This is a genomic window from Streptomyces sp. NPDC021212 (assembly GCF_044332925.1).
Taxonomy (GTDB): domain Bacteria; phylum Actinomycetota; class Actinomycetes; order Streptomycetales; family Streptomycetaceae; genus Streptomyces.
The window spans coordinates 535,229-560,618 of record NZ_JBIRPZ010000004.1; the positions used below are offsets into that span (position 1 = coordinate 535,229).

Sequence of the window (25,390 nt, forward strand, 5' to 3'; positions counted from 1 at the left end):
CCCCTAGGGGGTCCCCGGGGGGTTAACCCCCCGCCGCGAAGGGCCTGCTGGAGAATTTGATCTTGTCGGAGGCGCCGTTCGTGATCCACCATCGCTCGGGCCGCTCGCCGTACAGGGAGAAGGAGATGCCGGGGCCCCAGGCGAGCACGATCTCGTCCTTGCCGTCGCGATCGAAGTCCGCCGCGCCGTAGAGCCGGGCGGCGCGTTCGTCGGGGCGTACGGGCTTGCCGTCCACCCGGGCCGGGACGGTGCGGGTGAGGGTGGGGTGGGCGGTGGCGGCGGTACGGCCGGGGCGCGGGGTCAGCAGCGCGGCGCCGCCGGAGCCGAGCGGGACGGCCAGCTCGTCGGCGCCGTCGCCGTCGGTGTCGGCGGCCACCATCGTCCCCGACATGCCCGGCACCGCGAGCGACGGGGAGGAGCGGACGACGCGACCCGTGGCGGTTCCGTAGTAGACGCTCACCGTGCGGCCGATGTCCGGCTTCTCCGTCGCGTCGCCGCCCTCGTCGGCGCGGGTGCCGCTGGCGCCGACCGCGACGTCGCGGCGGCGGTCCCCGTTGAAGTCGCCGAAGGTGATCGAGTTGCCCTTGCGCAGCGGGCGCCCGGTGTGGCGCAGCCCGCGCGGGCCCGCGGCCAGGAGGGTGGAGCCGGACTGGGCGGCGGCGCTGATCCCGTGCACGACCAGATCGGTGGGGCGGTCGCCGCGGATCCGGTCGGCGACGAGGTCGCCGATTTCGGCGCCGCCGCCGTGGAACGGGCTGCGGTACGGCACGGTCCTGGCGGCCTGGCCGGCGCGGTTGAACGGCCCGTACAGGACGAGGAACGAGCGGCGGTCCGCGCGGATCAACGCCAGGTCGTGGTGGCCGTCGCCGTTGAAGTCGCCGACGGTCGGGCGCGCCGGGTCGACGGAGTCGGCGGGGCCGGTGAGCCGGACGCGGGCGGCGGAGCGGGCGCCCGACGGGCCGCCCGCGCTGCCCCAGGCGATGTACGGGGCGGTCCGGACCGTGGAGTGGGTGCGCCTGGCCTCGGCGGCGCTCAGCTGCTCGCCGCCGGTGGTGGTCACGTCGGCGTAGCCGTCGCCGTCGAGGTCGGCGGTGGCCACCTCGGTCGCGCCCGCGACGGCGACGTCGCCGGCGGGCAGGCCCAGGTCCGAGCGCCGGAGGACGGTGCGGGTGGCGGTGCGGAGGCCGTCGTCCGAGCCGTGGACGAACGCGATCCGGCTGGGCAGGCCCCGCTTGCGGGGCGGAACCGGAAGCTGGAGGTCCGGGTAGCGGTCGCCGTTGACGTCGTCGGGCAGCTTGCTCCCCTTGCCGCGCGGGACGGGAGCGGTCGCGCCGGACCCGGCCTCGCGGGAGTTGGCTCCGTGGGTGGCGGCTCCCTGGGAGGAGGCTCCGCCGGGGGCCGCCGCGCCCTCGTGCCGTGGCCCGTCGCCGGAGGCGCCGGCGCCGCATCCGGCGAGCAGCGCGAGCACGCCGGCCCAGGCCGCGCAGGCGGCGAGGGCGGTGCGGCCGGTGCGACCGGGGGGTCTCGTGGGGCGGGGCGCGGGCGTCATCGGTCACCCCTAACCCATGCGGCACGGTCACGGCAACCAAGGGGTTCTCGGAGGTTCCGGGAGTGATCAGTCTGCTTGACTGTAAAGATGACCTTTGGTGCACAAGGGCTGTCCAGGACATTTACCTACCCATGAGTGGGGCATGATCCTGTAGGGATTCACAGGGATCCACAACCTTGTTGTGAGAAGGGATACTTCACGGCCAGGATCGGTTCATGTTCGAAGAGGGCGACCGGGGGCAGCCATGTGCGTATCGCACGATGCATCAGTGACGGGTGAGGCACCGAGACCCACGGAGGGTGCGAGCGGGGTGTAGGCGCGATGTCGGACGGGAGTGGCCGGCCGGCAGCGGCGAATGCCGCTCGCCCGCCCCGGCGCGAGGGTGCTAAAAACATCGACATGGCCGGACTTTTCGGTCGATCACGGATTCCCTTGGCCCGGACGGTGACCGACTGGCGGAATCAGCGTGGTCGGCAGGGCCGGCAGGGCCCCCGCCATCAGCGGCCCGCGGCGTACGAGTCCGCGGTGCACGAGTCCGCGGTGTACGAGTCCGGAGGGCAGGAGTCCGGCGGGCACGAGTTCGGGGGGCACGGGACGATCCGGGCGCGGCAGGCACACCGGGCGCACGAGCGGTACGAGGGGCAGGGCCCCCCGGGCCGCCGTGGCGGGCGGTCGCGCCGCCAGGGCCGTGGTGTGCGTACGGTCGCGGGCCAGGTGTTCGTGCTCCAGGTGGTCGTCGTGCTGCTGCTGGTCGTCGCCGCCGTGGTGGCGCTCGTCCTGCAGTCCCGCTACGACAGCGAGCGCGAGGCCCGTAACCGCTCGATGGCCGTCGCCGAGAGCTTCGCGAACGCGCCGGGCATGGCCGCCGCGCTGCGCGGCGCCGATCCGACCGCCGCGCTGCAGCCGCTCGCCGAGCGGGCCCGCAAGGGCTCCGGCGTCGACTTCGTCGTGGCGATGTCGCCCCACGGGATCCGCTACACCCACCCCAATCCGAACCGGATCGGGAAGCACTTCATGGGCAGCATCGCGGACGCGGTGAAGGGCCGGACGGTCACGGAGACCTTCACCGGCACGCTCGGCCTCTCCGTGCGGTCCGTGGTGCCCGTCTTCGAGCACCCGGGGACCGGCCGGGGAAGCGGCCACGGGAAGGTCGTGGGCCTGGTCTCGGCCGGGATCACGATCAAGAAGGTGAGCGGCGCGGCCGACCACCAGCTGCCGCTGCTGGTCGCCGCCGCCGTGGCCGCGCTCGCCCTGGCCACCGGCGGCACTGCCATGGTCAGCAGGCGGCTGCGCCGCCAGACCCACGGCCTGGACCCGGCCGAGATGACGCGGATGTACGAGCACCACGACGCGGTGCTGCACGCCGTGCGGGAGGGCGTGCTGATCGTCAGCGGCGACGGCCGTCTGGTGCTGGCCAACGACGAGGCGCGCCGCCTGTTCGCCCTGCCGCCGGACGCGGAGGGCCGTCTCGTCGCCGAGCTGGGCTTCGACCCGCACACGGCCGAGCTGCTGGTCTCGGGGCGCCAGGCCACCGACGAGGTGCACACGGCCGGGGAGCGGCTGCTGTCGGTCAGCCACCGCCCCACCGACCGCAACGGCGGCCCGCCCGGCAGCGTCGCGACCCTGCGCGACACCACCGAGCTGCGCGCGCTGACCGGCAAGGTCGATCTGGCCCGCAACCGCCTGAAGCTGCTGTACGACGCGGGCGTGTCCATCGGCACCACACTCGACGTGGTGCGCACCGCGCAGGAGCTGGCCGAGTACGCGGTGGCCCGCTTCGCCGACTACGTCTCCGTCGACCTCGCGGACTCGGTCCTGCGCGGCGAGGAGCCGCAGGAGGGCGCCGCCGGTACGACGGGGGGCGGGGGGAGCGCGGACGGCCGCCCCACGCCCCTGCGGCGTACGGCGCTCAGCGGCATCCGCGACGACGTGCCGCTCTACCCGCTCGGCAAGCTGATCCGGTTCACCCCGAACGCGCCGCAGGCCCGCGGGTACCGCACCGGCGTCGTCACGGTCGTCCCGGTGCTGAGCGATCACGAGGGCTGGCAGGAGCAGGACCGCGACCAGGCGCAGAAGATCGTCGACTCCGGCATCCACTCGATGATCACGGTCCCGTTACGGGCCCGGGGCGTGGTGCTGGGCGTGGCCAGCTTCCTGCGCGCGGAGAAGCCCGAGCCGTTCGAGGACGACGACATCTCGCTCGCCGAGGAACTGGTCACCCGGGCCGCCGTCAGCATCGACAACGCCCGGCGCTACACCCGCGAGCACACCATGGCGGTGACGCTCCAGCGCAGTCTGCTGCCGCGGGTGCTGCCCGAGCAGAACGCGCTGGACGTGGCGTACCGCTATCTGCCCGCCGAGTCGGGCGTCGGCGGCGACTGGTTCGATGTCATCCCGCTGCCGGGCGCGCGGGTGGCGCTGGTGGTGGGCGATGTCGTCGGCCATGGGCTGCACGCGGCGGCCACGATGGGGCGGCTGCGGACCGCGGTGCACAACTTCTCCACCCTCGATCTGCCACCGGACGAGATCCTGTCCCATCTGGACGATCTGATCGCCCGCATCGACCAGGACGAGGGCCACAGTGTCCTGGCGGAAGGCGACGGCGGCGGTGAGGTGATCATCGGGGCCACCTGTCTGTACGCGATCTACGATCCGGTGACCCGGCGCTGCACCATGGCCCGGGCCGGTCATCCGCCGCCCGCGGTGGTGAGCCCGGACGGCACGGTCGAGCTCCTGACGGACCTGCCCGTGGGCCCGCCGCTGGGCCTGGGCGGGCTGCCGTTCGAGACGGAGCAGCTGGAGCTGCCCGAGGGCAGCCATCTGGTGCTCTACACGGACGGGCTGATCGAGAAGCGCGACCGGGACATCGATACGGGCCTTGAGCTGCTGCGCGACGCCCTGTCCCACCCGGGGCGCACCCCGGAGCAGACCTGTACGGCGGTGCTGGACGCGCTGCTGCCCGAGCGCCCCAGCGACGACATCGCGCTGATCGTCGCCCGTACGAGGGTGCTGGAGCCGGGGCGGATCGCCGACTGGGAGGTGCCGTCCGACCCGGCCCAGGTCGCCGAGGTGCGGGCGGCGGTGGCCCGGCAGCTCACGGAGTGGGAGCTGGGGGACGTGGCGTTCACGACCGAGCTGATCCTCAGCGAGCTGATCACCAACGCGATCCGCTACGCCACGGGCCCGATCCGGGTGCGGCTGCTGTGCGACCGCAGCCTGATCTGCGAGGTGTCCGACACCAGCAGCACCTCGCCGCATCTGCGGTACGCGGCGACGACGGACGAGGGCGGCCGCGGGCTGTTCCTGGTCTCGCAGTTCGCCGACCGGTGGGGGACGCGGTACACGGCGGAGGGCAAGGTCATCTGGACCGAGCAGACGCTGCCGCTGCCCAAGAACGGCAAGCCGAGGCCGTAGCCGGTACGACACGAGGCCCGCTCGCGCGGTGCGCGGGCGGGCCTCGTCATGGTCGGTATCGCCGGTACAAGGAGGGCGTCACTTCACCGGAGCGGGCTCCGGGGCCTCGGTCGACTCGCCGTCGCCCTCCGGTTCGGCGGGGGTCTTCACCGAGTCGAGCAGCAGCTGCGCCACGTCCACGACCTGGAGCGCCTCGCTGACCTTGCCATCGTTCTTCTTGCCGTTGACCGAGTCGGTCAGCATGACCAGGCAGAACGGGCAGGCGGTGGAGACGATGTCGGGGTTGAGCGACAGGGCCTCGTCGACGCGCTCGTTGTTGATGCGCTTGCCGATCCGCTCCTCCATCCACATGCGGGCGCCGCCGGCGCCGCAGCAGAAGCCGCGCTCCTTGTGGCGGTGCATCTCCTCGTTCCGCAGGCCCGGCACCTTGGCGATGATCTCGCGCGGCGGGGTGTAGACCTTGTTGTGGCGGCCCAGGTAGCAGGGGTCGTGATAGGTGATCAGACCCTCGACCGGGGTGACGGGGATCAGCTTGCCCTCGTCGATGAGGTGCTGGAGCAGCTGGGTGTGATGGATGACCTCGAAGTGGCCGCCCAGCTGGGGGTATTCGTTGGCGATGGTGTTGAAGCAGTGGGGGCAGGTCGCGACGATCTTCTTCTTCGCCTTCTCGACCACCACGCCCTCGGCCCCCTCCTCACCTTCGGCGGACTCACCGAATGCCATGTTCAGCATCTCGACGTTCTGCTGGCCGAGCTGCTGGAAGAGGAACTCGTTGCCCAGGCGGCGGGCGGAGTCACCGGTGCACGCCTCGTCGCCGCCCATGATCGCGAACTTGACGCCCGCGATGTGCAGCAGCTCCGCGAAGGCCTTGGTGGTCTTCTTCGCCCGGTCCTCCAGGGCCCCGGCGCAGCCGACCCAGTACAGGTAGTCGACCTCGGTCAGGTCCTCGATGTCCTTGCCGACGACCGGGACCTCGAACTCGACCTCCTTGGTCCACGCCAGGCGCTGCTTCTTCGCCAGCCCCCAGGGGTTGCCCTTCTTCTCCAGGTTCTTCAGCATCGTCCCGGCCTCGCTGGGGAAGGACGACTCGATCATGACCTGGTAGCGGCGCATGTCGACGATGTGGTCGACGTGCTCGATGTCCACCGGGCACTGCTCGACACAGGCGCCGCAGGTGGTGCAGGACCACAGGACGTCCGGGTCGATGACCCCGTTCTCCTCCAGGGTGCCGATCAGCGGGCGCTCGGCCTCCGCCAGCGCGCTCGCCGGCACGTCCTTCAGCTGTGCCTCGGTCGCCTTCTCCTCGCCCTCGGCATCCTTGCCGCCGCCCGCCAGCAGATACGGGGCCTTGGCGTGGCTGTGGTCGCGCAGCGCCATGATCAGCAGCTTCGGCGAGAGCGGCTTGCCGGTGTTCCAGGCCGGGCACTGCGACTGGCAGCGGCCGCATTCGGTGCAGGTGGAGAAGTCGAGGATGCCCTTCCAGGAGAAGTGCTCGACCTGCGAGACGCCGAACTGGGCGTCCTCGTCCGGGTCCTCGAAGTCGATCGGCTCGCCCTCGGAGGTCATCGGCTGGAGCGCGCCGAGCGCCACGTCCCCGTCGGCCTCGCGCTTGAACCAGATGTTCGGGAAGGCCAGGAAGCGGTGCCAGGCGATGCTCATGTCGATGTTCGTGCTGACCACGATCATCCAGATCATGGTGGTGCCCAGCTTGATCATCGCGAAGAGGTAGGTCAGGTTCTGCAGCGTGCCGAGCCCCAGGCCCTTGAAGAGCAGCACCAGCGGGTACGAGGCGAAATACGCCGGCTCGTAGTGGTCGACCCCGTGCAGGGCACCCTCGAGGCCGCGCAGCGCCATGATGGCCAGGCCGATGATGAGGATGACGTACTCGACGAAGTACGCCTGCCAGGCCGTGGAGCCCGTGAACCGCGACTTGCGGCCGGCCCGGCTGGGCAGGTTCAGCAGCCGGATCACCATCAGGGTCGCGATGCCCAGCGTGGTCATCGTGCCGATGAACTCGATGTAGAGCTCGTACGGGAGGAAGCCGCCGACGAGCGGCAGCGTCCAGTCCGCCTGGAAGAGCTGACCGTAGGCGTTGATGATGGTCGGCGGCAGGGTCAGGAAGCCCACCGCGACGAACCAGTGGGCGACGCCGATGACGCCCCACTTGTTCATCCGGGTGTGCGCGAGGAACTCCCGGACCAGCGTCACGCTGCGCTGCCAGGGGTTGTCGGTCCGGGTGCCCGCCGGGACCGGCGCGCCGAGCTTGAAGAACCGTACGAATTGCGCGACGGCCCGGCCGAGCAGGGCAACGCCGACCGCGGTGAGGACCAGCGACACGATGATCGCGGCGAGTTGCATGGAGGCTCCTCGAACCTGCGAATGCGGGCATTACTAAGCAGTAACTTAATTGGTCTTGACTGACATTACCCGTCCGGGTGCACCCCCATGTAGTCGACCGGCCGGTGATTTGCGTCGCCCGACGGGCACCCGGCAGGCCCCCTGGCGAGTCCCCTTGGGTATAAGGCCCATATAAAAGTTGAGCCCTGACGACTCAGGTCTGTTGACAGCGAAAACTCGATCATGCACGCTTGAGTCTGTTCCACTCAATGCTGTAGCTGGAGGATCCCGAAATGGCACGTGCGGTCGGCATCGACCTGGGTACGACGAACTCCGTCGTCAGTGTTCTCGAAGGCGGTGAGCCCACCGTCATCACCAACGCCGAGGGCGCCAGGACCACGCCTTCCGTCGTCGCCTTCGCGAAGAACGGCGAGGTTCTGGTAGGCGAGGTCGCCAAGCGCCAGGCGGTCACCAACGTGGATCGCACCATCCGGTCGGTCAAGCGCCACATGGGCACCGACTGGAAGGTCAACCTCGACGGCAAGGACTTCAACCCGCAGCAGATGAGCGCCTTCATCCTGCAGAAGCTGAAGCGGGATGCGGAGGCGTACCTGGGTGAGAAGGTCGCGGACGCGGTCATCACCGTCCCGGCGTACTTCAACGACGCCGAGCGCCAGGCGACCAAGGAAGCCGGTGAGATCGCGGGCCTCAACGTCCTGCGTATCGTCAACGAGCCTACTGCTGCCGCGCTCGCGTACGGGCTGGAGAAGGACGACCAGACCATCCTGGTCTTCGACCTCGGCGGCGGCACCTTCGACGTCTCGCTGCTGGAGATCGGCGACGGCGTGGTGGAGGTCAAGGCCACCAACGGTGACAACCACCTCGGTGGTGACGACTGGGACCAGCGCGTCGTCGACTACCTGGTGAAGCAGTTCAACAACGCCAACGGCGTGGACCTGTCCAAGGACAAGATGGCCCTCCAGCGCCTCCGTGAGGCCGCTGAGAAGGCGAAGATCGAGCTGTCCAGCTCGACCGAGACCACCATCAACCTGCCCTACATCACGGCCTCCGCCGAGGGTCCGCTGCACCTGGACGAGAAGCTCAGCCGCTCGCAGTTCCAGCAGCTGACCTCGGACCTGCTGGAGCGCTGCAAGACCCCGTTCCACAACGTCATCAAGGACGCGGGCATCTCGCTGTCCGAGATCGACCACGTGGTCCTGGTCGGCGGCTCGACCCGGATGCCCGCCGTCGCCGAGCTGGTCAAGGAGCTGACCGGCGGCAAGGACGCCAACAAGGGCGTCAACCCGGACGAGGTCGTCGCCATCGGCGCGTCCCTCCAGGCCGGTGTCCTCAAGGGTGAGGTCAAGGACGTCCTGCTGCTGGACGTCACCCCGCTGTCCCTCGGTATCGAGACCAAGGGCGGCATCATGACCAAGCTGATCGAGCGCAACACGACCATTCCGACCAAGCGCTCGGAGATCTTCACGACGGCCGAGGACAACCAGCCGTCCGTGCAGATCCAGGTCTACCAGGGCGAGCGCGAGATCGCCGCGTACAACAAGAAGCTCGGGATGTTCGAGCTGACCGGCCTGCCCCCGGCCCCGCGCGGCGTGCCGCAGATCGAGGTCACCTTCGACATCGACGCGAACGGCATCATGCACGTCGCGGCGAAGGACCTGGGCACCGGCAAGGAGCAGAAGATGACCGTCACCGGCGGCTCCGCGCTGCCGAAGGACGACATCGACCGCATGATGCGCGAGGCCGAGCAGTACGCGGAGGAGGACCACAAGCGCCGCGAGGCCGCCGAGACCCGCAACCAGGCCGAGCAGCTGGTCTACCAGACCGAGAAGTTCCTCAAGGACAACGAGGACAAGGTCCCGGGCGAGGTCAAGACCGAGGTCGAGGAAGCGCTCACCGACCTCAAGGAGAAGCTCAAGGGCGAGGACACCGCCGAGATCCGCACCGCGACCGAGAAGGTCGCCGCGGTCAGCCAGAAGCTGGGCCAGGCGATGTACGCCAACTCCGACGCCGCCGGCGCGGGCGAGGCCGGTGCCGCCGGCGGGGCCGGTGCCGAGGGCGCTCAGGCCAAGGCCGACGACGATGTGGTGGACGCCGAGATCGTCGACGACGAGAAGGCCGACAAGGGCCAGGGTGGTGCCGCGTGACGGAGGAGACCCCGGGCTTCGAGGAGCAGCCCGACGTCCCCTCCGAAGCCGCGCAGACCCCCGACGACGCGGCGAAGGGCGCCGGGTCCGCCGACAAGGCGGGCCCGGGTGCCCCGGCCGGGGACCTCGAGCAGGTAGCCATTCAGGCGCAGCTGGACCAGGTGCGTACCGCGCTCAACGAGCGGACCACCGACCTCCAGCGACTTCAGGCCGAGTACCAGAACTACCGGCGCCGGGTCGAGCGGGACCGGGTGCAGGTCAAGGAGGTCGCCGTCGCGAACCTCCTGACCGAGCTGCTTCCCGTGCTCGACGACATCGGCCGGGCGCGTGAGCACGGCGAACTCGTCGGCGGCTTCAAGTCCGTCGCCGAATCGCTGGAGACGGTGGCGGCGAAGCTGGGCCTGCAGCAGTTCGGCAAGGAGGGCGAGCCCTTCGACCCGCTGGTGCACGAGGCGCTCATGCACTCGTACGCGCCGGACGTCACCGAGACGACGTGCGTGCAGATTCTCCAGCCGGGGTATCGAATCGGCGAACGAACGATTCGCCCGGCGCGGGTCGCGGTCGCCGAGCCCCAGCCGGGTGCCTCGCCCAAGGGCCCGGGCGAAGGCGACGGCACGGCGCCGGACGAGGAGAGCGGTGGCCCGGAAGAGGGCTGACGCGACGGTGATAGCAGGACCATCAGGAGAGGAGGGACGTCGGGGATGAGCACCAAGGACTTCGTCGAGAAGGACTACTACAAGGTTCTCGGCGTCCCCAAGGACGCCACCGAGGCGGAGATCAAGAAGGCGTACCGGAAGCTCGCCCGCGAGTACCACCCGGACGCCAACAAGGGCGACGTCAAGGCCGAGGAGCGCTTCAAGGAGATCTCCGAGGCGAACGACATCCTCGGCGACCCCAAGCGGCGCAAGGAGTACGACGAGGCCCGCTCCCTGTTCGGCAACGGGGGCTTCCGCCCCGGGCCGGGCGGGGCGGGCTCCACCGGAAGCTTCAACTTCGACCTGGGCGACCTCTTCGGCGGCGCCCATGGCGGCCCCGGTGGGGCAGGCGGCGCGGGCGGCTTCGGCGGCGGGCTCGGCGACGTGTTCGGCGGTCTCTTCAACCGCGGCGGCGCCACCCGTACCCAGCCGCGGCGCGGCCAGGACATCGAGTCCGAGGTGACGCTCAGCTTCACCGAGGCCGTCGAAGGGGCCACCGTTCCGCTGCGGATGTCCAGCCAGGCCCCGTGCAAGACGTGCTCCGGCACCGGCGACAAGAACGGCACCCCGCGGGTCTGCCCGACCTGCGTCGGCACCGGACAGGTCAGCCGGGGCGGCGGTGGCGGCTTCTCGCTCACCGACCCGTGCGTGGAGTGCCGGGGCCGCGGTCTGATCGCGCAGGACCCGTGCGAGACCTGCAAGGGCAGCGGACGGGCCCGTTCCGCCCGCACCATGCAGGTCCGCATCCCCGCGGGCGTCAGCGACAGCCAGCGGATCCGGCTGCGCGGCAAGGGCGCCCCGGGCGAGACCGGCGGTCCGGCCGGTGACCTCTACGTCATCGTCCATGTGGACCCGCATCCGGTCTTCGGCCGGCGCGGCGACAACCTGACCGTCACCGTCCCCGTCACCCTTCCGGAGGCTGCGCTCGGCGGCGAGATCAAGGTCCCGACGCTGGGCGGCCCACCGGTCACCCTGAAGCTGCCGGCCGGCACGCCCAACGGCCGGACGATGCGCGCCCGCGGCAAGGGAGCGGTGCGCAAGGACGGGACCCACGGCGACCTGCTGGTCACCGTCGAGGTCACGGTGCCGAAGGACCTCAGCGACTCGGCACGCGAGGCGCTGGAGTCCTACCGGGAGGCGACCGCGGACGAGGACCCGCGGGCGGAGCTGTTCCAGGCCGCGAAGGGAGCATGACCCAATGGAGACCCACGGCCGAGGGGGCCTTGGAAGCAGGGGAACCGGCCGATCCCGCAATCCGTACGAGCTGACCGACGAATCGCCGGTGTACGTCATCTCGGTCGCCGCTCAGCTCTCCGGCCTGCATCCGCAGACCCTGCGTCAGTACGACCGTCTCGGTCTGGTCTCCCCGGACCGTACCCCCGGCCGCGGCCGGAGGTATTCCGCACGCGACATCGACCTGCTGCGCCAGGTGCAGCAGCTGTCCCAGGACGAGGGCATCAACCTCGCGGGGATCAAGCGCATCATCGAACTGGAGAACCAGGTCGCCGCGCTCCAGTCGCGCGTCGCCGAGCTGCAGTCGGCCGTCGAGGGCGCGGCCGCCGCGATGCAGCAGCGCGAGGCCCAGGTCCACGCCTCGTACCGCCGCGACCTGGTCCCCTACCAGGACGTCCAGCAGAGCAGCGCGCTGGTCGTGTGGCGGCCGAAGCCCAGGCGCAGGGACTAGCGGACCGTTCACCTGATCGAGTGGCCCGGCGACCGACCTTCGGCCGCCGGGCCACTCGCGTTCGTAGCGTGTGCCTCGTCGTCGAGGTGGTCTCTCCCGGCCATGAGGTGTCCCGTACGGCACCACGGTGGAGATCACCGGCCCGCGCCAGGGGGGAGTGACCTGGGCGCGATGAGTTCCGGGCCGCTGGACGGTCCTACCTGCTGAACGGAGCATTCCACCGCAGGAGACCTCGATGCACGCAGTCCTCGTCACCCTCGCCATCGACCCGGCCCGGGCCCCCGCGGCCGCCGCCGCGCTCATGAACGACGTCCTGCCGAGGCTCACCGCGGCGCCAGGTTTCGTGTCCGGCCAGTGGCTGGAGCCCGTGGACGGCCGCGGCATGTCGATCCTGACGTTCGAGGACGGGGAGCTGGCCCGCGCGGCCGTGCCGCTGCTCGGCGGCTCGGCCCCCGGCGTCACCATCGAGTCCGTGGAGCTCCGCCGCGTCGCCCTCATGGCGCCCTGACCGAACGGCCTACGCCCAGGTGGCGGGCGGCTTCCTGGTGATCTCAGACCACCTTGAGGCGGTCATCGACTTCCTGCACGCGGAGGCGCAACTGGACCACTACCGCGCCCTTCTGCGTACCCGGTTGAGGTGACTCCCGGACAGCGGTACGCCGATCCGGCGGCGTACCGCTGTCCGTAAGCCACCTCAACCGCGTTATCCACAGGCCCGAGCGCCGACGGGCGATCGACGGCACCCTGGGGGCATGGCGAAAACGGGGGACGCGGTCTCGCTGACCGCGCTGGCCGGCGCGCACAGCGGGGTCCTGCTGACCACGCAAGCCATGGCCTGCGGATGGCCGCAACGGAGGCTGAACCGGCGTCCGGTGAGCGACGGGTGGACGCGGATCCGTACCGGGGCTTGGCTTGAGCCGGGGCGGGAGCTGAACGAGATGGCGCTGTTGCACGCCGACCAAGTGGGGCGTCCGCACCTGGTGGTGAGCCATACCGCCGCAGCGGTGCTGCATGACGTCGAAACCCGTACACAGCGTGTGGAGTTCACAGCCCCGCGCGGGGTCAGCACGACTGTCCACGGTGGGGTGCTGCACAAAATGCGGCTCGGCCCGGAGGAAACCACGACGGTGGGTGGGCTGAGGACGACCACCGTGGTGCGCACCATGGCTGACCTCTTACGGGCCGGGCCGCGCGACGACGCGCTGGTGGCGGTGGAGTCGGCGGTGAGCGGGCGGCCCAGCCGGTACGGGGCGGGAGGCGGCGTGGGGAGCCGCTGACCACGCTCATCCGGGGCGGCCTGGCGCAGCTGGTCGGTGTTCGGTCCGCTTCGTAGTGGGCGCACCATGGAGGTGTGGGAGGAGGTAACTCATGTTGGAGATCAAGACGCTGGACAAGCCGGATGAGCGGCGGGACTTTCCCGGTGGACATCTGGAAACGGTGCACCTGACGGGATACGACTTCGCCGTGGGCACCTTCGAGCCCGGCTGGCGCTGGCGGGAGTCGATCCGGCCGCTGGCCGGGACCGAGAGCTGCCATGTCCGGCACACCGGGGTCGTCATGCAGGGGCGGATGCGGCTGCGCATGGACGACGGTGCCGAGTCCGAGGTGGGGCCCGGCGATGTGTACGTGGTGCCGCCCGGCCACGATGCGTGGGTGGTCGGTGACGAGCAGTGCGTGGTGTACGACACCGGCGGTGAGATGGCCGAGGCCTACGCGCGGCTGGCCGAAGCCTGAGCCACGGGTTTCGTCCGGTGGGGTGCGGTAACGCGTAGCAGCCCGGATCCGTCGGCAGGGATGAGATGAGCACCGGCCCCACACCACCGCACAAGGGCGGCCGCCCGGCCAGAGGCGGCGGCAGCGAACGCACCGACCGCATGCTGCGGACGCTGCTCCGCCGCCGCAAGAAGGCACTGAGCTACGAGGACGTCACGGTCGTCGACCGGCCGCGGCTGCGGCGCGCGGTGACGGCGACCGCGGTCGGCAACACCATGGAGTGGTTCGACTTCGGCGTCTACGCGTACGTCGCGGTCACCCTCGGCAAGGTCTTCTTCCCGTCCAGTTCCCCGGCCGCGCAGGTGGTGTCGACGTTCGCCACCTTCGCGGTCGCGTTTCTGGTGCGTCCGCTCGGCGGGCTGGTCTTCGGGCCGCTGGGGGACCGCATCGGGCGGCGACGGGTGCTGTCCACCACCATGATCATGATGGCGGTCAGCACCTTCGCGGTGGGGCTGCTGCCCGCTTACGACTCGATCGGCTTCGCCGCGCCGCTGCTGCTGCTGGCGTGCCGGGTGGTGCAGGGCTTCTCGACCGGCGGTGAGTACGCGGGGGCCACCACGTACATCGCGGAGTTCGCGCCCGACCGGCGGCGCGGCTTCCTGGGCAGCTGGCTCGACTTCGGCACGTTCGTCGGCTATTCGCTGGGCTCCGGGGTGGTCACGGTGCTCACCGCGGTGCTCGGGGACGACGGCATGGTGAACTGGGGCTGGCGGATTCCGTTCCTGGTCGCCGGGCCGCTCGGGGCGATCGGCCTGTACATGCGGCTGCGGCTGGAGGAGAGCCCGGCGTTCCAGCAGGAGGCGGAACGGGCGGCCGAGGCGGCGAAGGCCGCGGCGGCCGGTGGCGGCACCGCGCCCGTGGAGGACGCGCGGCAGTCCGGCAAGGGGCGGCTGAAGGAGATCTTCACCCGGCACTGGCAGGCCGTGCTGATCTGCATGGGTCTTGTGCTGCTCTACAACGTCACCAACTACATGGTGACGTCCTATCTGCCGACGTACATGACCTCCACGCTCGGCGAGAACGCCACCACCGCCCAGCTGCTGGTGCTCGCCACCATGCTGGTCGTGGCGCTGACGATCACCGTGGTCGGGCGGTCCTCCGACCGCTGGGGGCGCCGGCCGATGTTCATGGCCGGGAGCGGGGCCATGATCCTGCTGGCGATCCCGGCGTTCCTGCTGATCCAGGAGGGCGGCATCCTGCTGCCCGCGATCGGCTGTCTGGTGCTGGGGCTGCTGCTGGTCACCTTCGCGGGCACGAGCGCCGCCACGCTGCCGGCGCTGTTCCCGACCCGGCTGCGCTACGGGGCGCTGTCGATCGCGTTCAACATCTCCGTGTCGCTGTTCGGCGGCACGACACCGCTGGTCGTGTCGTCGCTGGTCGAGTCGACGGGTGATCCGCTGGTGCCCGCGTACTACCTGATGGGGGCCGGTGTGGTGGGTCTGATCTCGGCCCTGTTCCTGTACGAGACGGCCGGGAAGCCGCTGCGCGGTTCGGGCCCGATGGTGGAGACCGAGGAGGAGGCCCGTACGGCGGTGGCGGAGAGCCGCACCGAGGCCGGGCGCGGGGCGCGCGACATCTGGATCAGGGTGCGTCACCCGTGGGGCCACCACCAGCAGTGAGCCCCACGCTCCTCAGGCCCGGCCCATCGCACGGGTGAGGGTGATCTCGATCAGGACGCGCTGCGGGTTGGGGCGGGGGGTCCGCTCGTAGCGTTCGGCGTAGCGGCGTTCGGCGTCGGCGATCAGCTCGGGTTCGGTACGTACCCGCGCGATCCCCTCCAGGGTGGCCCACCGCCTGCCCGCCATCTGGCAGACGGCGACGCGGGCGCCGTCCGCCGGGCGGTCCGCCGCCCGGACGTGGGCGACCTTGCGGCTGTGGCCGCTCGCGATGACGCGGGCGAGCCCGGCGTCGGGGTCGTAGGTGACGCCGACCGGGACGACGTGCGGGGTGCCGTTGGGGCGGAGGGTGGTGAGGGTGCACACGTGGCGTTCGCGCCAGAAGGCGAGGTACGCGGGGTCCGGGTTGCGAGGATCGAGGGCCATGACCGCGAACCTATGGCCAGAACGCTGGCGGAGACACAGTTGAGTGGAATAGACTCAACTTTACGCATGTTGTGCAGAGCAGGATTGTGGGCGCCGCCGCGCGACGAGGAGGAGCACAGGACGTGGACGCCGAGCTGACCAACAAGAGCCGGGCCGCGCTGAGCGCAGCCAACGACCGGGCGGTGTCCGCCGGGCACGCCGATCTGACCCCGGCCCATGTGTTGCTCGCCCTGCTCGCAGGGCAGGACAACGAGAACATCATGGATCTGCTGGCCGCCGTCGACACCGACGCGGCCGTCGTACGGAACGGGGCCGACCGGCTGCTCGCCGCCCTGCCCAGCGTGCAGGGCTCCACCGTGGCCCCGCCGCAGGCCAGCCGCGAGCTGCAGGCCGTCCTCGTGGACGCCGCGCAGCGCGCGAAGGACCTCGGCGACGACTACATCTCCACCGAGCACCTTCTGATCGGCATCGCCGCCAAGGGCGGCCAGGCCGGGGAACTGCTCGACCAGCAGGGGGCGAGCGCCAAGGCGCTGCTCGCCGCGTTCGAGAAGGCCAGGGGTGGACAGCGGGTGACGACTCCCGATCCGGAGGGCACGTACAAGGCGCTGGAGAAGTTCGGCACGGACTTCACCGCCGCCGCCCGCGAGGGCAAGCTGGACCCGGTCATCGGCCGGGACCAGGAGATCCGGCGCGTGGTGCAGGTGCTCTCGCGCCGTACGAAGAACAACCCGGTGCTGATCGGCGACCCGGGCGTCGGCAAGACCGCCGTGGTGGAAGGGCTGGCCCAGCGCATCGTCAAGGGCGATGTGCCGGAGAGCCTGCGCGACAAGCGGCTGGTCGCCCTCGACCTCGGCGCGATGGTCGCGGGCGCGAAGTACCGGGGCGAGTTCGAGGAGCGGCTGAAGACCGTCCTCGCCGAGATCAAGTCCAGCGACGGCCAGATCATCACCTTCATCGACGAGCTGCACACCGTGGTCGGCGCGGGCGCCGGCGGCGATTCGTCCATGGACGCGGGCAACATGCTCAAGCCCATGCTGGCCCGCGGCGAGCTGCGCATGGTCGGCGCCACCACCCTCGACGAGTACCGCGAGCGGATCGAGAAGGACGCCGCGCTGGAGCGCCGCTTCCAGCAGGTGCTGGTCGCCGAGCCGACCGTCGAGGACACCGTGGCGATCCTGCGCGGGCTCAAGGGCCGGTACGAGGCCCACCACAAGGTGCAGATCGCGGACGGCGCGCTGGTGGCCGCCGCGACCCTCTCCGACCGGTACATCACCTCCCGCTTCCTCCCCGACAAGGCCATCGACCTGGTGGACGAGGCGGCCTCCCGGCTCCGCATGGAGATCGACTCCTCACCCGTGGAGATCGACGAGCTCCAGCGCTCCGTCGACCGGATGAAGATGGAGGAGATGGCGCTCGCCAAGGAGACCGACGAGGCCAGCAAGCTGCGGCTGGAGAAGCTGCGCCGCGACCTCGCCGACAAGGAGGAGGAGCTGCGCGGCCTGACCGCCCGCTGGGAGAAGGAGAAGCAGGGCCTCAACCGGGTCGGTGAGCTGAAGGAGAAGCTGGACGAGCTGCGCGGCCAGGCCGAGCGCGCCCAGCGCGACGGCGACTTCGGCACCGCCTCCAAGCTGCTGTACGGGGAGATCCCGGCCCTGGAGCGCGAGCTGGCCGAGGCGTCGGAGGCCGAGGCGGAGGTGCAGCAGGAGGACCGCGGCACCATGGTCAAGGAGGAGGTCGGCCCGGACGACGTGGCCGACGTGGTCGCCTCCTGGACCGGCATCCCGGCCGGTCGGCTGCTGGAGGGCGAGACCCAGAAGCTGCTGCGCATGGAGGACGAGCTGGGCAAGCGGCTGATCGGCCAGATCGAGGCCGTACGGGCGGTCTCCGACGCCGTGCGCCGCACCCGGGCCGGAATCGCCGACCCGGACCGGCCCACCGGATCGTTCCTCTTCCTCGGCCCCACCGGCGTCGGCAAGACCGAGCTGGCCAAGGCGCTCGCCGACTTCCTCTTCGACGACGAGCGGGCCATGGTCCGCATCGACATGAGCGAGTACGGCGAGAAGCACAGCGTCGCCCGGCTGGTCGGCGCCCCGCCCGGCTACGTCGGCTACGAGGAGGGCGGCCAGCTCACCGAGGCGGTGCGCCGCCGCCCGTACAGCGTGGTGCTGCTGGACGAGGTGGAGAAGGCCCACCCCGAGGTCTTCGACATCCTGCTCCAGGTCTTGGACGACGGCCGGCTCACCGACGGCCAGGGCCGGACGGTGGACTTCCGCAACACCATCCTGGTCCTCACCTCCAACCTGGGCAGCCAGTACCTGATGGACCCGCTGCTCGGCGAGGAGGAGAAGAAGCAGAGCGTCCTGGAGACCGTGCGCAGCTCCTTCAAGCCGGAGTTCCTGAACCGGCTGGACGACCTGGTCGTCTTCTCCGCGCTCAGCCAGCACGAGCTGGCCCGCATCGCCGAGCTGCAGATCGCCTCGCTCGCCCGGCGCCTGGCCGAACGGCGGCTGACCCTGGAGGTCACCCCGGAGGCGCTGGCCTGGCTCGCCGAGGAGGGCAACGACCCGGCGTACGGGGCGCGCCCGCTGCGCCGTCTGGTGCAGACCGCGATCGGCGACCGGCTGGCCAGGGAGATCCTCTCCGGCGAGGTCCGGGACGGCGACACGGTCCGCGTCGACCGCACCGGTGACGGTCTTCTGGTGGGCCCGGCGGGGTGACGCGCCCGGGTCCGTCTTGATCGCGCAAAGGTACGGCCGGGGTTGCACGGCGGGGGCCGATGTGAGGGAGGATGGCGGTATCCATACGAAGGGAAATCCACGGTGAGCATCGACCCGTCCTCGATTCCGAATTTCGGGGGCCAGCCCGAGCCCGAACCGGCGGGTCCGAGTGGCCCCGTGCTGCCCGACCAGGACCTGGTCAAGCAGCTTCTGGAGCAGATGGAGCTGAAGTACGTCGTCGACGAGGAGGGAGACCTCGCGGCGCCGTGGGAGCAGTTCCGCACCTACTTCATGTTCCGCGGTGAGGAGGAGCAGCAGGTCTTCTCCGTCCGGACGTTCTACGACCGGCCGCACGGCATCGAAGTGAAGCCGCAGCTGCTCGAGGTGATCGACGACTGGAACCGCCGCACCCTGTGGCCCAAGGTCTACAGCCACACCAATGACGACGGCACGGTCCGGTTGATCGGCGAAGCGCAGATGCTGATCGGCACCGGCGTGAGCCTGGAGCACTTCGTATCCAGCACGGTCAGCTGGGTGCGGGCTTCGATCGAGTTCGACCGCTGGCTGGTCGAACAGCTCGGTCTGGAGACCGACGTCGAGTCCGGCGACGACGAGAAGCCGGGCGACGACGAGGTCTGAGCCGAAGAGTCCCAGAGCCCGGCCGACGCGCCGGCCCCCACAGGGGGCGACGGCGCGGGGCCGGGTTCTTGCCGTGTCCAGGGTCATGCAGCGGGAAGGGCCGCAGGGTGAACGAGCACACCGGAACGGAAGCGGATCGATTACGGGAGCGTGCTGACGCCCCACCGGTTGGGCAGGCCAGGGCCGTGTGGCCCGCCGGACGGGGGGCATGAGGACATGCTGCTTCGGCTGGCCTGGTCGACCGTGCGCCACCGGAAGGCTTCCTTCGCCGGGTCCTTCGTGGCGATGGCGAGCGCCCAGGCCCTGGTGACGATGTTCGCGGTAGTTCTCGACGCGGGTGCGAGGGCGGCACCGGCGCAGGGCGGGGAAGAGGCGATGTCCTTCGCCGTACCGTTCGGCTTCATCTGCTTGTTCGTCTCCGCCTTCGCGGTGGCCGGGGCGTTCTCCCTCTCCGTCCAGCAGCGCACCCGGGAAATCGCCCTGCTGCGCGCCGTCGCCGCGACCCCCGGCCAGGTGCGCCGGCTGATCGCGTACGAAGCGTTCGTGGTCGCCGCCGTGGCGGCGGTCCCGGGATGCGGTCTGGGTATCCTGCTCGCCGCCGCGCTGCGGGCCTGGATGGTCGCTCAGGGCTGGGTGCCGGACGCCTTCCCCTTGGACTTCGGCCCCTGGAGCCTGTTGATCGCGGTGGCGATCTGCGCGGTGACCGCCCAGCTCGCCGTCCGGGGCAGTGCTAGACGAGCCTCGCGGGTGCGGCCCGCGCAGGCACTGGAGGAAGCGGCGGTGCCGTCCCGGCGGGTGGGCGTGGTACGTACCTCCCTGGGGCTGGCGGTGCTGGTCGGCGGCATCTGGGGACTGACGGCCATCGACGACTCGGGAGGGTCCGACGCCGCCAATACCGCGGCCGGCATGGTCATGGTGTTCATGATCGCGGTGGGGCTGCTCGCCCCGTGGATCGGGAAACTGGCCGGCGCGGTGTTCGGCATCGCGTGCCTGGTGCTCCTGCCGGTGACCGGATCGCTGGTCCGGGCGAACCTGACCGTGGGACACCGTCGGCTGGGCGCGGCCGCCACCCCGCTCGCGCTCACCGTCGCCTTCGCGGCCGTCCTCCTGTTCGTGCCGCAGATGAAGTGGCACGAACAAGAGCGGCAGGACCGGGAGCGGTTGGCCGCCGACTATCTGGTGCGGACCACAGGGCAGGAGGACCTGCCCGACTCGGCCGCCGGTACGGTCGGTGACCTGCCGGGCGTCGCCGCGGCCATCGGCACCCTGGGCACCCATGCCACGGTGCTTACCAGCGACGACCCCACGGGCGAAGGACCGAGTGGTATCGCCCAGGCGGTCACGGACGGCCCGTTGGACCAGGTGCTCGACCTGGCCCCCGCCCACGGCGGTTTCGACCGGCTCGGGCCGCACGACATCGCCTTGAGCCGGTCCCTGGCCCGCGAGGCTCGTGCCGACGTGGGCGACACGGTGTGGCTGGCCCTGGACGACGACCGCACCGAACGGTCCCGGGTGGCCGCCGTGTACACCCGTGACCTGGGCTTCGGGGACCTGGTCGTCCCGCAGCGCATGGCCGCTGCCCACCGTCTGGCGGGTGAACCGTCCACCCTGGACATGGTGTACGTACGCGCCCTGCCGGGCCGGCAGCGGGAAGTGGCCGATCGACTGACGGCCATGGCCAAGGACCGGCCGTCCTGGCAGTTCCTGGACCGCTCCGCCCACCGGGCCGAGGCCCGTCGTCAGCAGGATGCCTCGATGACCGCCACCTACCTGCTGCTGGCCGTCGTGACAGTGTTCACGTCGATCTCAGTCGTGAACACCCTGGTGATGACGACCATGGAGCGTACGGGCGAGTTCGCGCTGCTGCGGCTCGTCGGCTCGACCCGCACCCAAGTGGCCCGCATGATGCGGGCCGAGAACGCCGTGACCGTGCTCGCGGCACTGCTGGTCGGGTCGACGGTGGCGGGGATGGTCCTGACCGTGTTCAGCAAGGCCCTGACCGGCTCCCCGTACCCCTCGCTCCCCGGGGCCACGATCGCCCTCATCGTGGGCGGTGCGGGCGCGCTCGCGTTCGTCACCGGGGTGCTGACGACGCGTATCGCGCTGCGGCAAGGGCCGACCGACGCACTGCGGGGCGCCGAATAGCCCTCACCGGCTTCACCCGGTGAGGGCTTTGAGCCGGGCCGCGGCGTCGGTGAGGACGTCCTCGCGCTTGCAGAAGGCGAAGCGGACGAAGGGGGCGCCCTGGGACTGGTGGTCGTAGAAGACGGCATTGGGGACGGCCACGACGCCGCAGCGCTCGGGGAGGGAGCGGCAGAAGGCGAAGCCGTCGGTCTCGCCGAGGGGGCGGATGTCGGTGGTGATGAAGTACGTGCCCGAGGGGCGGAAGACCGTGAAACCCGCGTCGGTGAGGCCGTCGGCGAGCAGGTCGCGCTTGGTGCGCAGGTCCTCGCGGAGGGTGTGGAAGTAGGCGTCCGGGAGGCGGAGGGCCTCGGCGACGGCGTACTGGAAGGGGCCGGCGGAGACATAGGTGAGGTACTGCTTGGCGGAGCGGACCGCGGTGATCAGCTCCGGGGTGGCGGTGATCCACCCGACCTTCCAGCCGGTGAAGGAGAACGTCTTGCCGGCACTGCTGATGGTGACGGTGCGCTCGCGCATGCCGGGGAAGCCGGCGAGCGGGGTGTGGGCGGTGCCGAAGACGAGGTGTTCGTAGACCTCGTCCGTGATCACCAGCAGATCGCGCTCGACGGCGAGGGCGGCGACAGCGGCCAGTTCGTCGTGGGTGAGGACGGTGCCGGTGGGGTTGTGCGGGGTGTTGAGCAGGATGAGGCGGGTGCGGTCGGTGACCGCGGCGCGCAGCTCGTCCAGGTCGAGGCGGAAGGCGCCGTCGTGCGGGCGGAGGGTGACGGGGACGCGGGTGCCGCCCGCCATCGCGATGCACGCCGCGTACGAGTCGTAGTACGGCTCCAGCGCGATCACCTCGTCGCCCGGCTCCAGCAGGGCCAGCAGCGAGGCGGCGATGGCCTCGGTGGCGCCCGCGGTGACCAGCACCTCGGTGTCGGGGTCGTAGGACAGCCCGTGGAAGCGCCGCTGGTGCTCGGCGACGGCGGTGCGCAGCTCGGGGATGCCGGGGCCGGGCGGGTACTGGTTGCCGCGGCCGTCGCGCAGGGCGCGCACCGCGGCTTCGCGCACCTCTTCGGGGCCGTCGGTGTCGGGGAATCCCTGGCCCAGGTTGATGGCACCGGTGCGCACGGCTAGGGCGGACATCTCAGCGAAGATCGTGGTGCCGAATCCGGCCAGCCGGCGGTTGAGCAGCGGTCGTCCCATGGGCCCATCCTCCGTCGAACCTCTGGACTTCCTCAACTCCGCTTTTGAGGGGGACAAAGTCGGGCATGAGCCCGGCAGACACGACAGAGCGGTGCCTCGCTACGGGGGATGGCTCGCTACGGGGGATGGAAGGAGTGAGGACCCCATGGGTTTTGTCATCTTTTTCGTCGTCGGCGTCTTTGTGATCATGGCGGCGGCGGCGCTGAGCGCGGGGAAGGCCAGGAAGCGGGGCGGCGGTCGCCGGGGGGCGTACCGGGCGGGGTCGTCCGGCGGAGCGGCCGGCGGTGGCTGGTGGCTCGGCAGTGGCGGTTCGGGCGGCGGTGGCTGCGGTGGCGGCGGGGGCCATCACGGTGGTGGCGGCTGCGGTGGTGGTAGCGGCTGCGGCGGCGGAGGAGGCTGCGGCGGCGGTGGCGGCGGTGGCTGCGGGGGAGGCGCCTGAGCCGCCCCTCGGGGAACCGTCCCGTCATAGCGCCCGGCGCGCCAACGTGCGCCGGGCGCACGTGTGTTGAACACTTGAACTGGGGACCGCCCTAGGGGGTGGAAACCCGGCGAAGGTGGGTAAAAACGATGTGGCGTCGACCATTTCATGATTCCGTATACCACCGCCCTACGGACCCCACGTGGGCACGAGCCGGCGTATCCGCATACCCCTGGACCATCCGCGGGGCGAGCCGGTCCACCTTTCCCCTGCGTGCTTGCGGAGCCGACCCATGCTCACGACCCTGAAGACCGCCTACACCGACACCCGCGCCGACGATCTGGCCTGGTCCCTGGGGCGGGAACCGCTTCCGGCGCTGGCCGTGCTCGACCTCCGCCTTCGCGGTTTCGCCGTGCAGCTGAGGCTTCTCGGGGCCTCGCACCAGGTCCTCCTCGAAGCGGAGGACGGGCGCTGCTCGGAGACCGTGGCCTGTATGTCCGGCAGCAGCACCCCGCTTCCGCTGGGGGTTTCCACCCTCGTCGACGGCCGTGAGTACGAATTCGCGGCGCGCGTCGAGGAGTTGTCGCAGGGCTCGTTCGCCGGGCGGGCCCAGGAGTTACTCGCCCTGGTCGCCGACCATCCGCACGGCCTGGCCGGGACGTTCCCCGGCAGCCCGCACGCGTTCACCGCGCTGCTCGCGCAGTGGCACGAGGGCACCGTGGGGTGGCGCACCTGGCACGCGTACCCGCAGGAGGGGCGGCTGGTCACCACCCGTACCTGCCTGGGGGTGACGTCCATACCGATGCCGCTCCGCCCTCCCGCCGATCCGCCGCCCGCCGATCTGGTGTCCGGATGATGCGGTGTACGGATGAGCGGCAGTCAGTGCACCCTTGTGGGTGACAAGGTGTGGGTGATTTGTAACGTAGCGTTCCGTTCGTGACCGAATCCCCGATGCCCGCGCCGGAGCCTGAGAGTCCGGTGCGGCTGCCCGTGCGGGCCGGGTTCGGCCGCTTCCTCATCCTCGTCACCGTCTTCGTCTGCGCCGCGTGCGGACTGGTCTACGAACTCGAACTCGTCGCCCTCGCCTCCTACTTGGTGGGCGACTCGGTCACCCAGGCCTCCGTCGTCCTGTCGGTGATGGTCTTCGCCATGGGCGTCGGCTCCCTGCTCGCCAAGCGGCTGCGCTGCCGCGCCGCGGTCGGCTTCGGCGCCGTCGAGGCGGTGCTCGCGCTCCTCGGCGGCTGCTCGGCGATGGCCCTGTACGCGTGCTTCGCGTGGTGCGGGCAGTCGCGCTCCGCGCTGGTCGGCTTCTCGTTCGCGATCGGCGTGCTGATCGGTGCCGAGGTGCCGCTGCTGATGACGCTCATCCAGCGGGTGCGGCGGCAGGACCCGGGCGGCGCGGTCGCCGATCTGTTCGCCGCGGACTATGTGGGCGCGCTGGTCGGCGGGCTCGCCTTCCCGTTCCTGCTGCTGCCCGCGTTCGGCCAGCTGACCGGCGCGCTGGTGACGGGCGCGGTCAACGCGGTCGCGGGCGGGGCGCTGGTGCTGTGGCTGTTCCGGCGCGATCTGAGCGCGCGGTCCCGGTGGGCGCTGATCGTCGTCAACGCCCTGGTGCTCGCCCTGCTGGCCGCGGGCGCCGTGCTCACCCCGTCCTTCGAACGGGCCGCCCGGCAGGCCGTGTACGGGCCGGAGGTGCGCGTCGCGCTGCGCACGGGGGTCCAGGAGGTCGTGCTGACCGGCGGCCGGACCCGGGGGCGTCCGCTGTCGCTGTTCCTCGACGGGCGGCTGGAGGTCAGCGGGGACGACGAGCTGCGCTATCACGAGGCGCTGATCCACCCGGCGATGGCGGCCGGACCGCACCGCCGGGTCCTGGTGCTCGGCGGCGGCGACGGGCTCGCGGCCCGCGAGGTCCTGCGGTACGACGGGGTCCGCTCGGTGACCGTCGTCGAGCGCGACCCCGGGGTGGTGCGGCTGGCCCGCCGCGACCCCGCGCTGTCCGCCCTCAACGCGGGCGCCTACCGCGATCCGCGGGTCCGCGTGATCACCGCGGACGCCTTCGACTGGCTGCGGCGGAGCGCGGCGTACGACGTGGTGGTGTGCGATCTGCCCGACCCCGGCCTGACCCCGAGCACCAAGCTGTACTCGCAGGAGTTCTACGGCCTGGCGGAACGGGTGCTGGCCCCCGGCGGGCGGCTCGCCGTGCACGCGGGGGAGGCGGGCCCGCGGCCCCGCGCGTACTGGACGGTGGACGCGACGATGCGGTCGGTCGGGCTGCGGACGGTGCCGTACGTGGTGGCGGCGCGCCCGCCGGGCGGCGGATCGCCGGGCGACGGGCGTACGGGCGAGGGGCGTACGGCCGAGGGGCCGGCGGGCGACGGGCCGCGCGACTGGGGGTTCCTGCTCGCGGCCCGCACCCCGGTCCCGCTGGGCCTCGCCCCGGGCGCCCCCCGCCCGCGCTCGCTCACCCCGGCCGGTCTGGACGCGGCGCGGCGCGCGGCCGACCGGAGCCGGGAGCCGCATCTGCCGCCGTCGACCCTCATGCACCCGCGGTACGGGGACTGATGTTCGCGCGGGCTCGTGTTCTCGTGGTCTCGTGGGCTCATGGGACGAAAGTTGCGTGGGAACGGGTC

At 71.2% G+C, this 25,390-nt stretch carries 19 protein-coding genes; 15 read left to right on the forward strand and 4 right to left on the reverse strand.

Annotated features, from left to right (window positions below; translation table 11 throughout):
* Nucleotides 1–22: 22 nt before the first annotated feature.
* Nucleotides 23–1,549 (reverse strand): FG-GAP repeat domain-containing protein, encoded by a 1,527-nt coding sequence (locus ACH4SI_RS13955; protein WP_398295931.1) that lies wholly within the window; start codon nucleotides 1,547–1,549, stop codon nucleotides 23–25.
* Between the two features lie 693 nt (nucleotides 1,550–2,242).
* Between ACH4SI_RS13955 and ACH4SI_RS13960 the strand changes: the two genes are divergently transcribed.
* The gene (locus tag ACH4SI_RS13960) at nucleotides 2,243–4,963 is read left to right on the forward strand and encodes a SpoIIE family protein phosphatase (protein WP_398296060.1); all 2,721 of its coding nucleotides are present in this window, start codon (nucleotides 2,243–2,245) and stop codon (nucleotides 4,961–4,963) included.
* Between the two features lie 78 nt (nucleotides 4,964–5,041).
* On the opposite strand, the gene ACH4SI_RS13965 is transcribed toward ACH4SI_RS13960, so the two are convergent.
* The gene (locus ACH4SI_RS13965) at nucleotides 5,042–7,321 is read right to left on the reverse strand and encodes a (Fe-S)-binding protein (RefSeq protein WP_398295932.1); all 2,280 of its coding nucleotides are present in this window, start codon (nucleotides 7,319–7,321) and stop codon (nucleotides 5,042–5,044) included.
* 272 nt (nucleotides 7,322–7,593) lie between these two features.
* Between ACH4SI_RS13965 and dnaK the strand changes: the two genes are divergently transcribed.
* The 8 genes from dnaK to proP all read left to right on the forward strand — a co-directional run bounded on the left by dnaK (nucleotide 7,594) and on the right by proP (nucleotide 15,236).
* Nucleotides 7,594–9,465, forward strand: a complete 1,872-nt coding sequence (gene dnaK, locus ACH4SI_RS13970; RefSeq protein ID WP_398295933.1) for a molecular chaperone DnaK — start codon at nucleotides 7,594–7,596, stop codon at nucleotides 9,463–9,465.
* On the forward strand, nucleotides 9,462–10,121 hold the full coding sequence (grpE, locus tag ACH4SI_RS13975; protein WP_398295934.1) for a nucleotide exchange factor GrpE: 660 nt from the start codon (nucleotides 9,462–9,464) through the stop codon (nucleotides 10,119–10,121). Before dnaK ends, grpE begins: the two co-directional genes overlap by 4 nt.
* Nucleotides 10,122–10,166: 45 nt before the next feature.
* Nucleotides 10,167–11,354 carry a molecular chaperone DnaJ gene (gene dnaJ / locus ACH4SI_RS13980; RefSeq protein WP_398295935.1) on the forward strand — a complete coding sequence of 396 codons (1,188 nt, stop codon included), beginning with the start codon at nucleotides 10,167–10,169 and terminating at the stop codon, nucleotides 11,352–11,354.
* Nucleotides 11,355–11,358: 4 nt separating this feature from the next.
* A complete protein-coding gene (locus tag ACH4SI_RS13985; protein WP_398295936.1) occupies nucleotides 11,359–11,844 on the forward strand; it encodes a heat shock protein transcriptional repressor HspR in 486 nt (161 codons plus the stop codon).
* A gap of 235 nt (nucleotides 11,845–12,079) precedes the next feature.
* On the forward strand, nucleotides 12,080–12,352 hold the full coding sequence (locus ACH4SI_RS13990) for a hypothetical protein (protein ID WP_398295937.1): 273 nt from the start codon (nucleotides 12,080–12,082) through the stop codon (nucleotides 12,350–12,352).
* A 244-nt stretch (nucleotides 12,353–12,596) separates the two neighbouring features.
* Nucleotides 12,597–13,121 (forward strand): hypothetical protein, encoded by a 525-nt coding sequence (locus ACH4SI_RS13995; RefSeq protein WP_398295938.1) that lies wholly within the window; start codon nucleotides 12,597–12,599, stop codon nucleotides 13,119–13,121.
* A 91-nt stretch (nucleotides 13,122–13,212) separates the two neighbouring features.
* Nucleotides 13,213–13,578, forward strand: coding sequence for a cupin domain-containing protein (locus ACH4SI_RS14000; RefSeq protein ID WP_398295939.1), 366 nt, complete (start codon nucleotides 13,213–13,215; stop codon nucleotides 13,576–13,578).
* 140 nt (nucleotides 13,579–13,718) lie between these two features.
* Entirely contained in the window at nucleotides 13,719–15,236 is a 1,518-nt protein-coding gene (gene proP / locus ACH4SI_RS14005; RefSeq protein WP_398296061.1) for a glycine betaine/L-proline transporter ProP, read from the forward strand.
* 12 nt (nucleotides 15,237–15,248) lie between these two features.
* Here the strand turns inward: proP and ACH4SI_RS14010 are convergent, their stop codons facing one another.
* Nucleotides 15,249–15,659: a pyridoxamine 5'-phosphate oxidase family protein gene (locus tag ACH4SI_RS14010; protein WP_398295940.1), complete on the reverse strand. Its 411-nt coding sequence runs from the start codon at nucleotides 15,657–15,659 to the stop codon at nucleotides 15,249–15,251.
* A 122-nt stretch (nucleotides 15,660–15,781) separates the two neighbouring features.
* Here ACH4SI_RS14010 and clpB point away from each other — a divergent pair, with 122 nt between their 5' ends.
* The 3 genes from clpB to ACH4SI_RS14025 all read left to right on the forward strand — a co-directional run bounded on the left by clpB (nucleotide 15,782) and on the right by ACH4SI_RS14025 (nucleotide 21,160).
* Nucleotides 15,782–18,376: an ATP-dependent chaperone ClpB gene (gene clpB, locus ACH4SI_RS14015; RefSeq protein ID WP_398295941.1), complete on the forward strand. Its 2,595-nt coding sequence runs from the start codon at nucleotides 15,782–15,784 to the stop codon at nucleotides 18,374–18,376.
* Nucleotides 18,377–18,478: 102 nt separating this feature from the next.
* Nucleotides 18,479–19,015, forward strand: a complete 537-nt coding sequence (locus ACH4SI_RS14020; protein WP_398295942.1) for a YbjN domain-containing protein — start codon at nucleotides 18,479–18,481, stop codon at nucleotides 19,013–19,015.
* 216 nt (nucleotides 19,016–19,231) lie between these two features.
* Nucleotides 19,232–21,160, forward strand: a complete 1,929-nt coding sequence (locus ACH4SI_RS14025; protein ID WP_398295943.1) for an FtsX-like permease family protein — start codon at nucleotides 19,232–19,234, stop codon at nucleotides 21,158–21,160.
* A 12-nt stretch (nucleotides 21,161–21,172) separates the two neighbouring features.
* Here ACH4SI_RS14025 and ACH4SI_RS14030 read toward each other — a convergent pair whose 3' ends face one another.
* Complete coding sequence (locus tag ACH4SI_RS14030; RefSeq protein WP_398295944.1) at nucleotides 21,173–22,342, reverse strand: pyridoxal phosphate-dependent aminotransferase; 1,170 nt, start codon at nucleotides 22,340–22,342, stop codon at nucleotides 21,173–21,175.
* Nucleotides 22,343–22,487: 145 nt separating this feature from the next.
* On the opposite strand from ACH4SI_RS14030, the gene ACH4SI_RS14035 reads away from it, so the two are divergent.
* The 3 genes from ACH4SI_RS14035 (at nucleotide 22,488) to ACH4SI_RS14045 (ending at nucleotide 25,322) form a co-directional block, all read left to right on the forward strand.
* Nucleotides 22,488–22,781 carry a hypothetical protein gene (locus tag ACH4SI_RS14035; RefSeq protein ID WP_398295945.1) on the forward strand — a complete coding sequence of 98 codons (294 nt, stop codon included), beginning with the start codon at nucleotides 22,488–22,490 and terminating at the stop codon, nucleotides 22,779–22,781.
* A gap of 271 nt (nucleotides 22,782–23,052) precedes the next feature.
* Entirely contained in the window at nucleotides 23,053–23,616 is a 564-nt protein-coding gene (locus ACH4SI_RS14040) for a DUF2617 family protein (protein WP_398295946.1), read from the forward strand.
* Between the two features lie 95 nt (nucleotides 23,617–23,711).
* The gene (locus ACH4SI_RS14045) at nucleotides 23,712–25,322 is read left to right on the forward strand and encodes a polyamine aminopropyltransferase (protein ID WP_398296062.1); all 1,611 of its coding nucleotides are present in this window, start codon (nucleotides 23,712–23,714) and stop codon (nucleotides 25,320–25,322) included.
* The last annotated feature ends 68 nt before the right edge of the window (nucleotides 25,323–25,390 follow it).

What these genes read in the sequence shown, in the direction of transcription:
- ACH4SI_RS13955 (WP_398295931.1), bottom strand. Translation starts at nt 1,549, where the DNA reads ATGACGCCCGCGCCCCGCCCCACGAGACCCCCCGGTCGCACCGGCCGC.
- ACH4SI_RS13965 (WP_398295932.1), bottom strand. Translation starts at nt 7,321, where the DNA reads ATGCAACTCGCCGCGATCATCGTGTCGCTGGTCCTCACCGCGGTCGGC.
- dnaK (WP_398295933.1), top strand. Translation starts at nt 7,594, where the DNA reads ATGGCACGTGCGGTCGGCATCGACCTGGGTACGACGAACTCCGTCGTC.
- dnaJ (WP_398295935.1), top strand. Translation starts at nt 10,167, where the DNA reads ATGAGCACCAAGGACTTCGTCGAGAAGGACTACTACAAGGTTCTCGGC.
- ACH4SI_RS13985 (WP_398295936.1), top strand. Translation starts at nt 11,359, where the DNA reads ATGGAGACCCACGGCCGAGGGGGCCTTGGAAGCAGGGGAACCGGCCGA.
- ACH4SI_RS13990 (WP_398295937.1), top strand. Translation starts at nt 12,080, where the DNA reads ATGCACGCAGTCCTCGTCACCCTCGCCATCGACCCGGCCCGGGCCCCC.
- ACH4SI_RS13995 (WP_398295938.1), top strand. Translation starts at nt 12,597, where the DNA reads ATGGCGAAAACGGGGGACGCGGTCTCGCTGACCGCGCTGGCCGGCGCG.
- ACH4SI_RS14000 (WP_398295939.1), top strand. Translation starts at nt 13,213, where the DNA reads ATGTTGGAGATCAAGACGCTGGACAAGCCGGATGAGCGGCGGGACTTT.
- proP (WP_398296061.1), top strand. Translation starts at nt 13,719, where the DNA reads ATGCTGCGGACGCTGCTCCGCCGCCGCAAGAAGGCACTGAGCTACGAG.
- ACH4SI_RS14010 (WP_398295940.1), bottom strand. Translation starts at nt 15,659, where the DNA reads ATGGCCCTCGATCCTCGCAACCCGGACCCCGCGTACCTCGCCTTCTGG.
- ACH4SI_RS14025 (WP_398295943.1), top strand. Translation starts at nt 19,232, where the DNA reads ATGCTGCTTCGGCTGGCCTGGTCGACCGTGCGCCACCGGAAGGCTTCC.
- ACH4SI_RS14030 (WP_398295944.1), bottom strand. Translation starts at nt 22,342, where the DNA reads ATGGGACGACCGCTGCTCAACCGCCGGCTGGCCGGATTCGGCACCACG.
- ACH4SI_RS14035 (WP_398295945.1), top strand. Translation starts at nt 22,488, where the DNA reads ATGGGTTTTGTCATCTTTTTCGTCGTCGGCGTCTTTGTGATCATGGCG.
- ACH4SI_RS14040 (WP_398295946.1), top strand. Translation starts at nt 23,053, where the DNA reads ATGCTCACGACCCTGAAGACCGCCTACACCGACACCCGCGCCGACGAT.
- ACH4SI_RS14045 (WP_398296062.1), top strand. Translation starts at nt 23,712, where the DNA reads ATGCCCGCGCCGGAGCCTGAGAGTCCGGTGCGGCTGCCCGTGCGGGCC.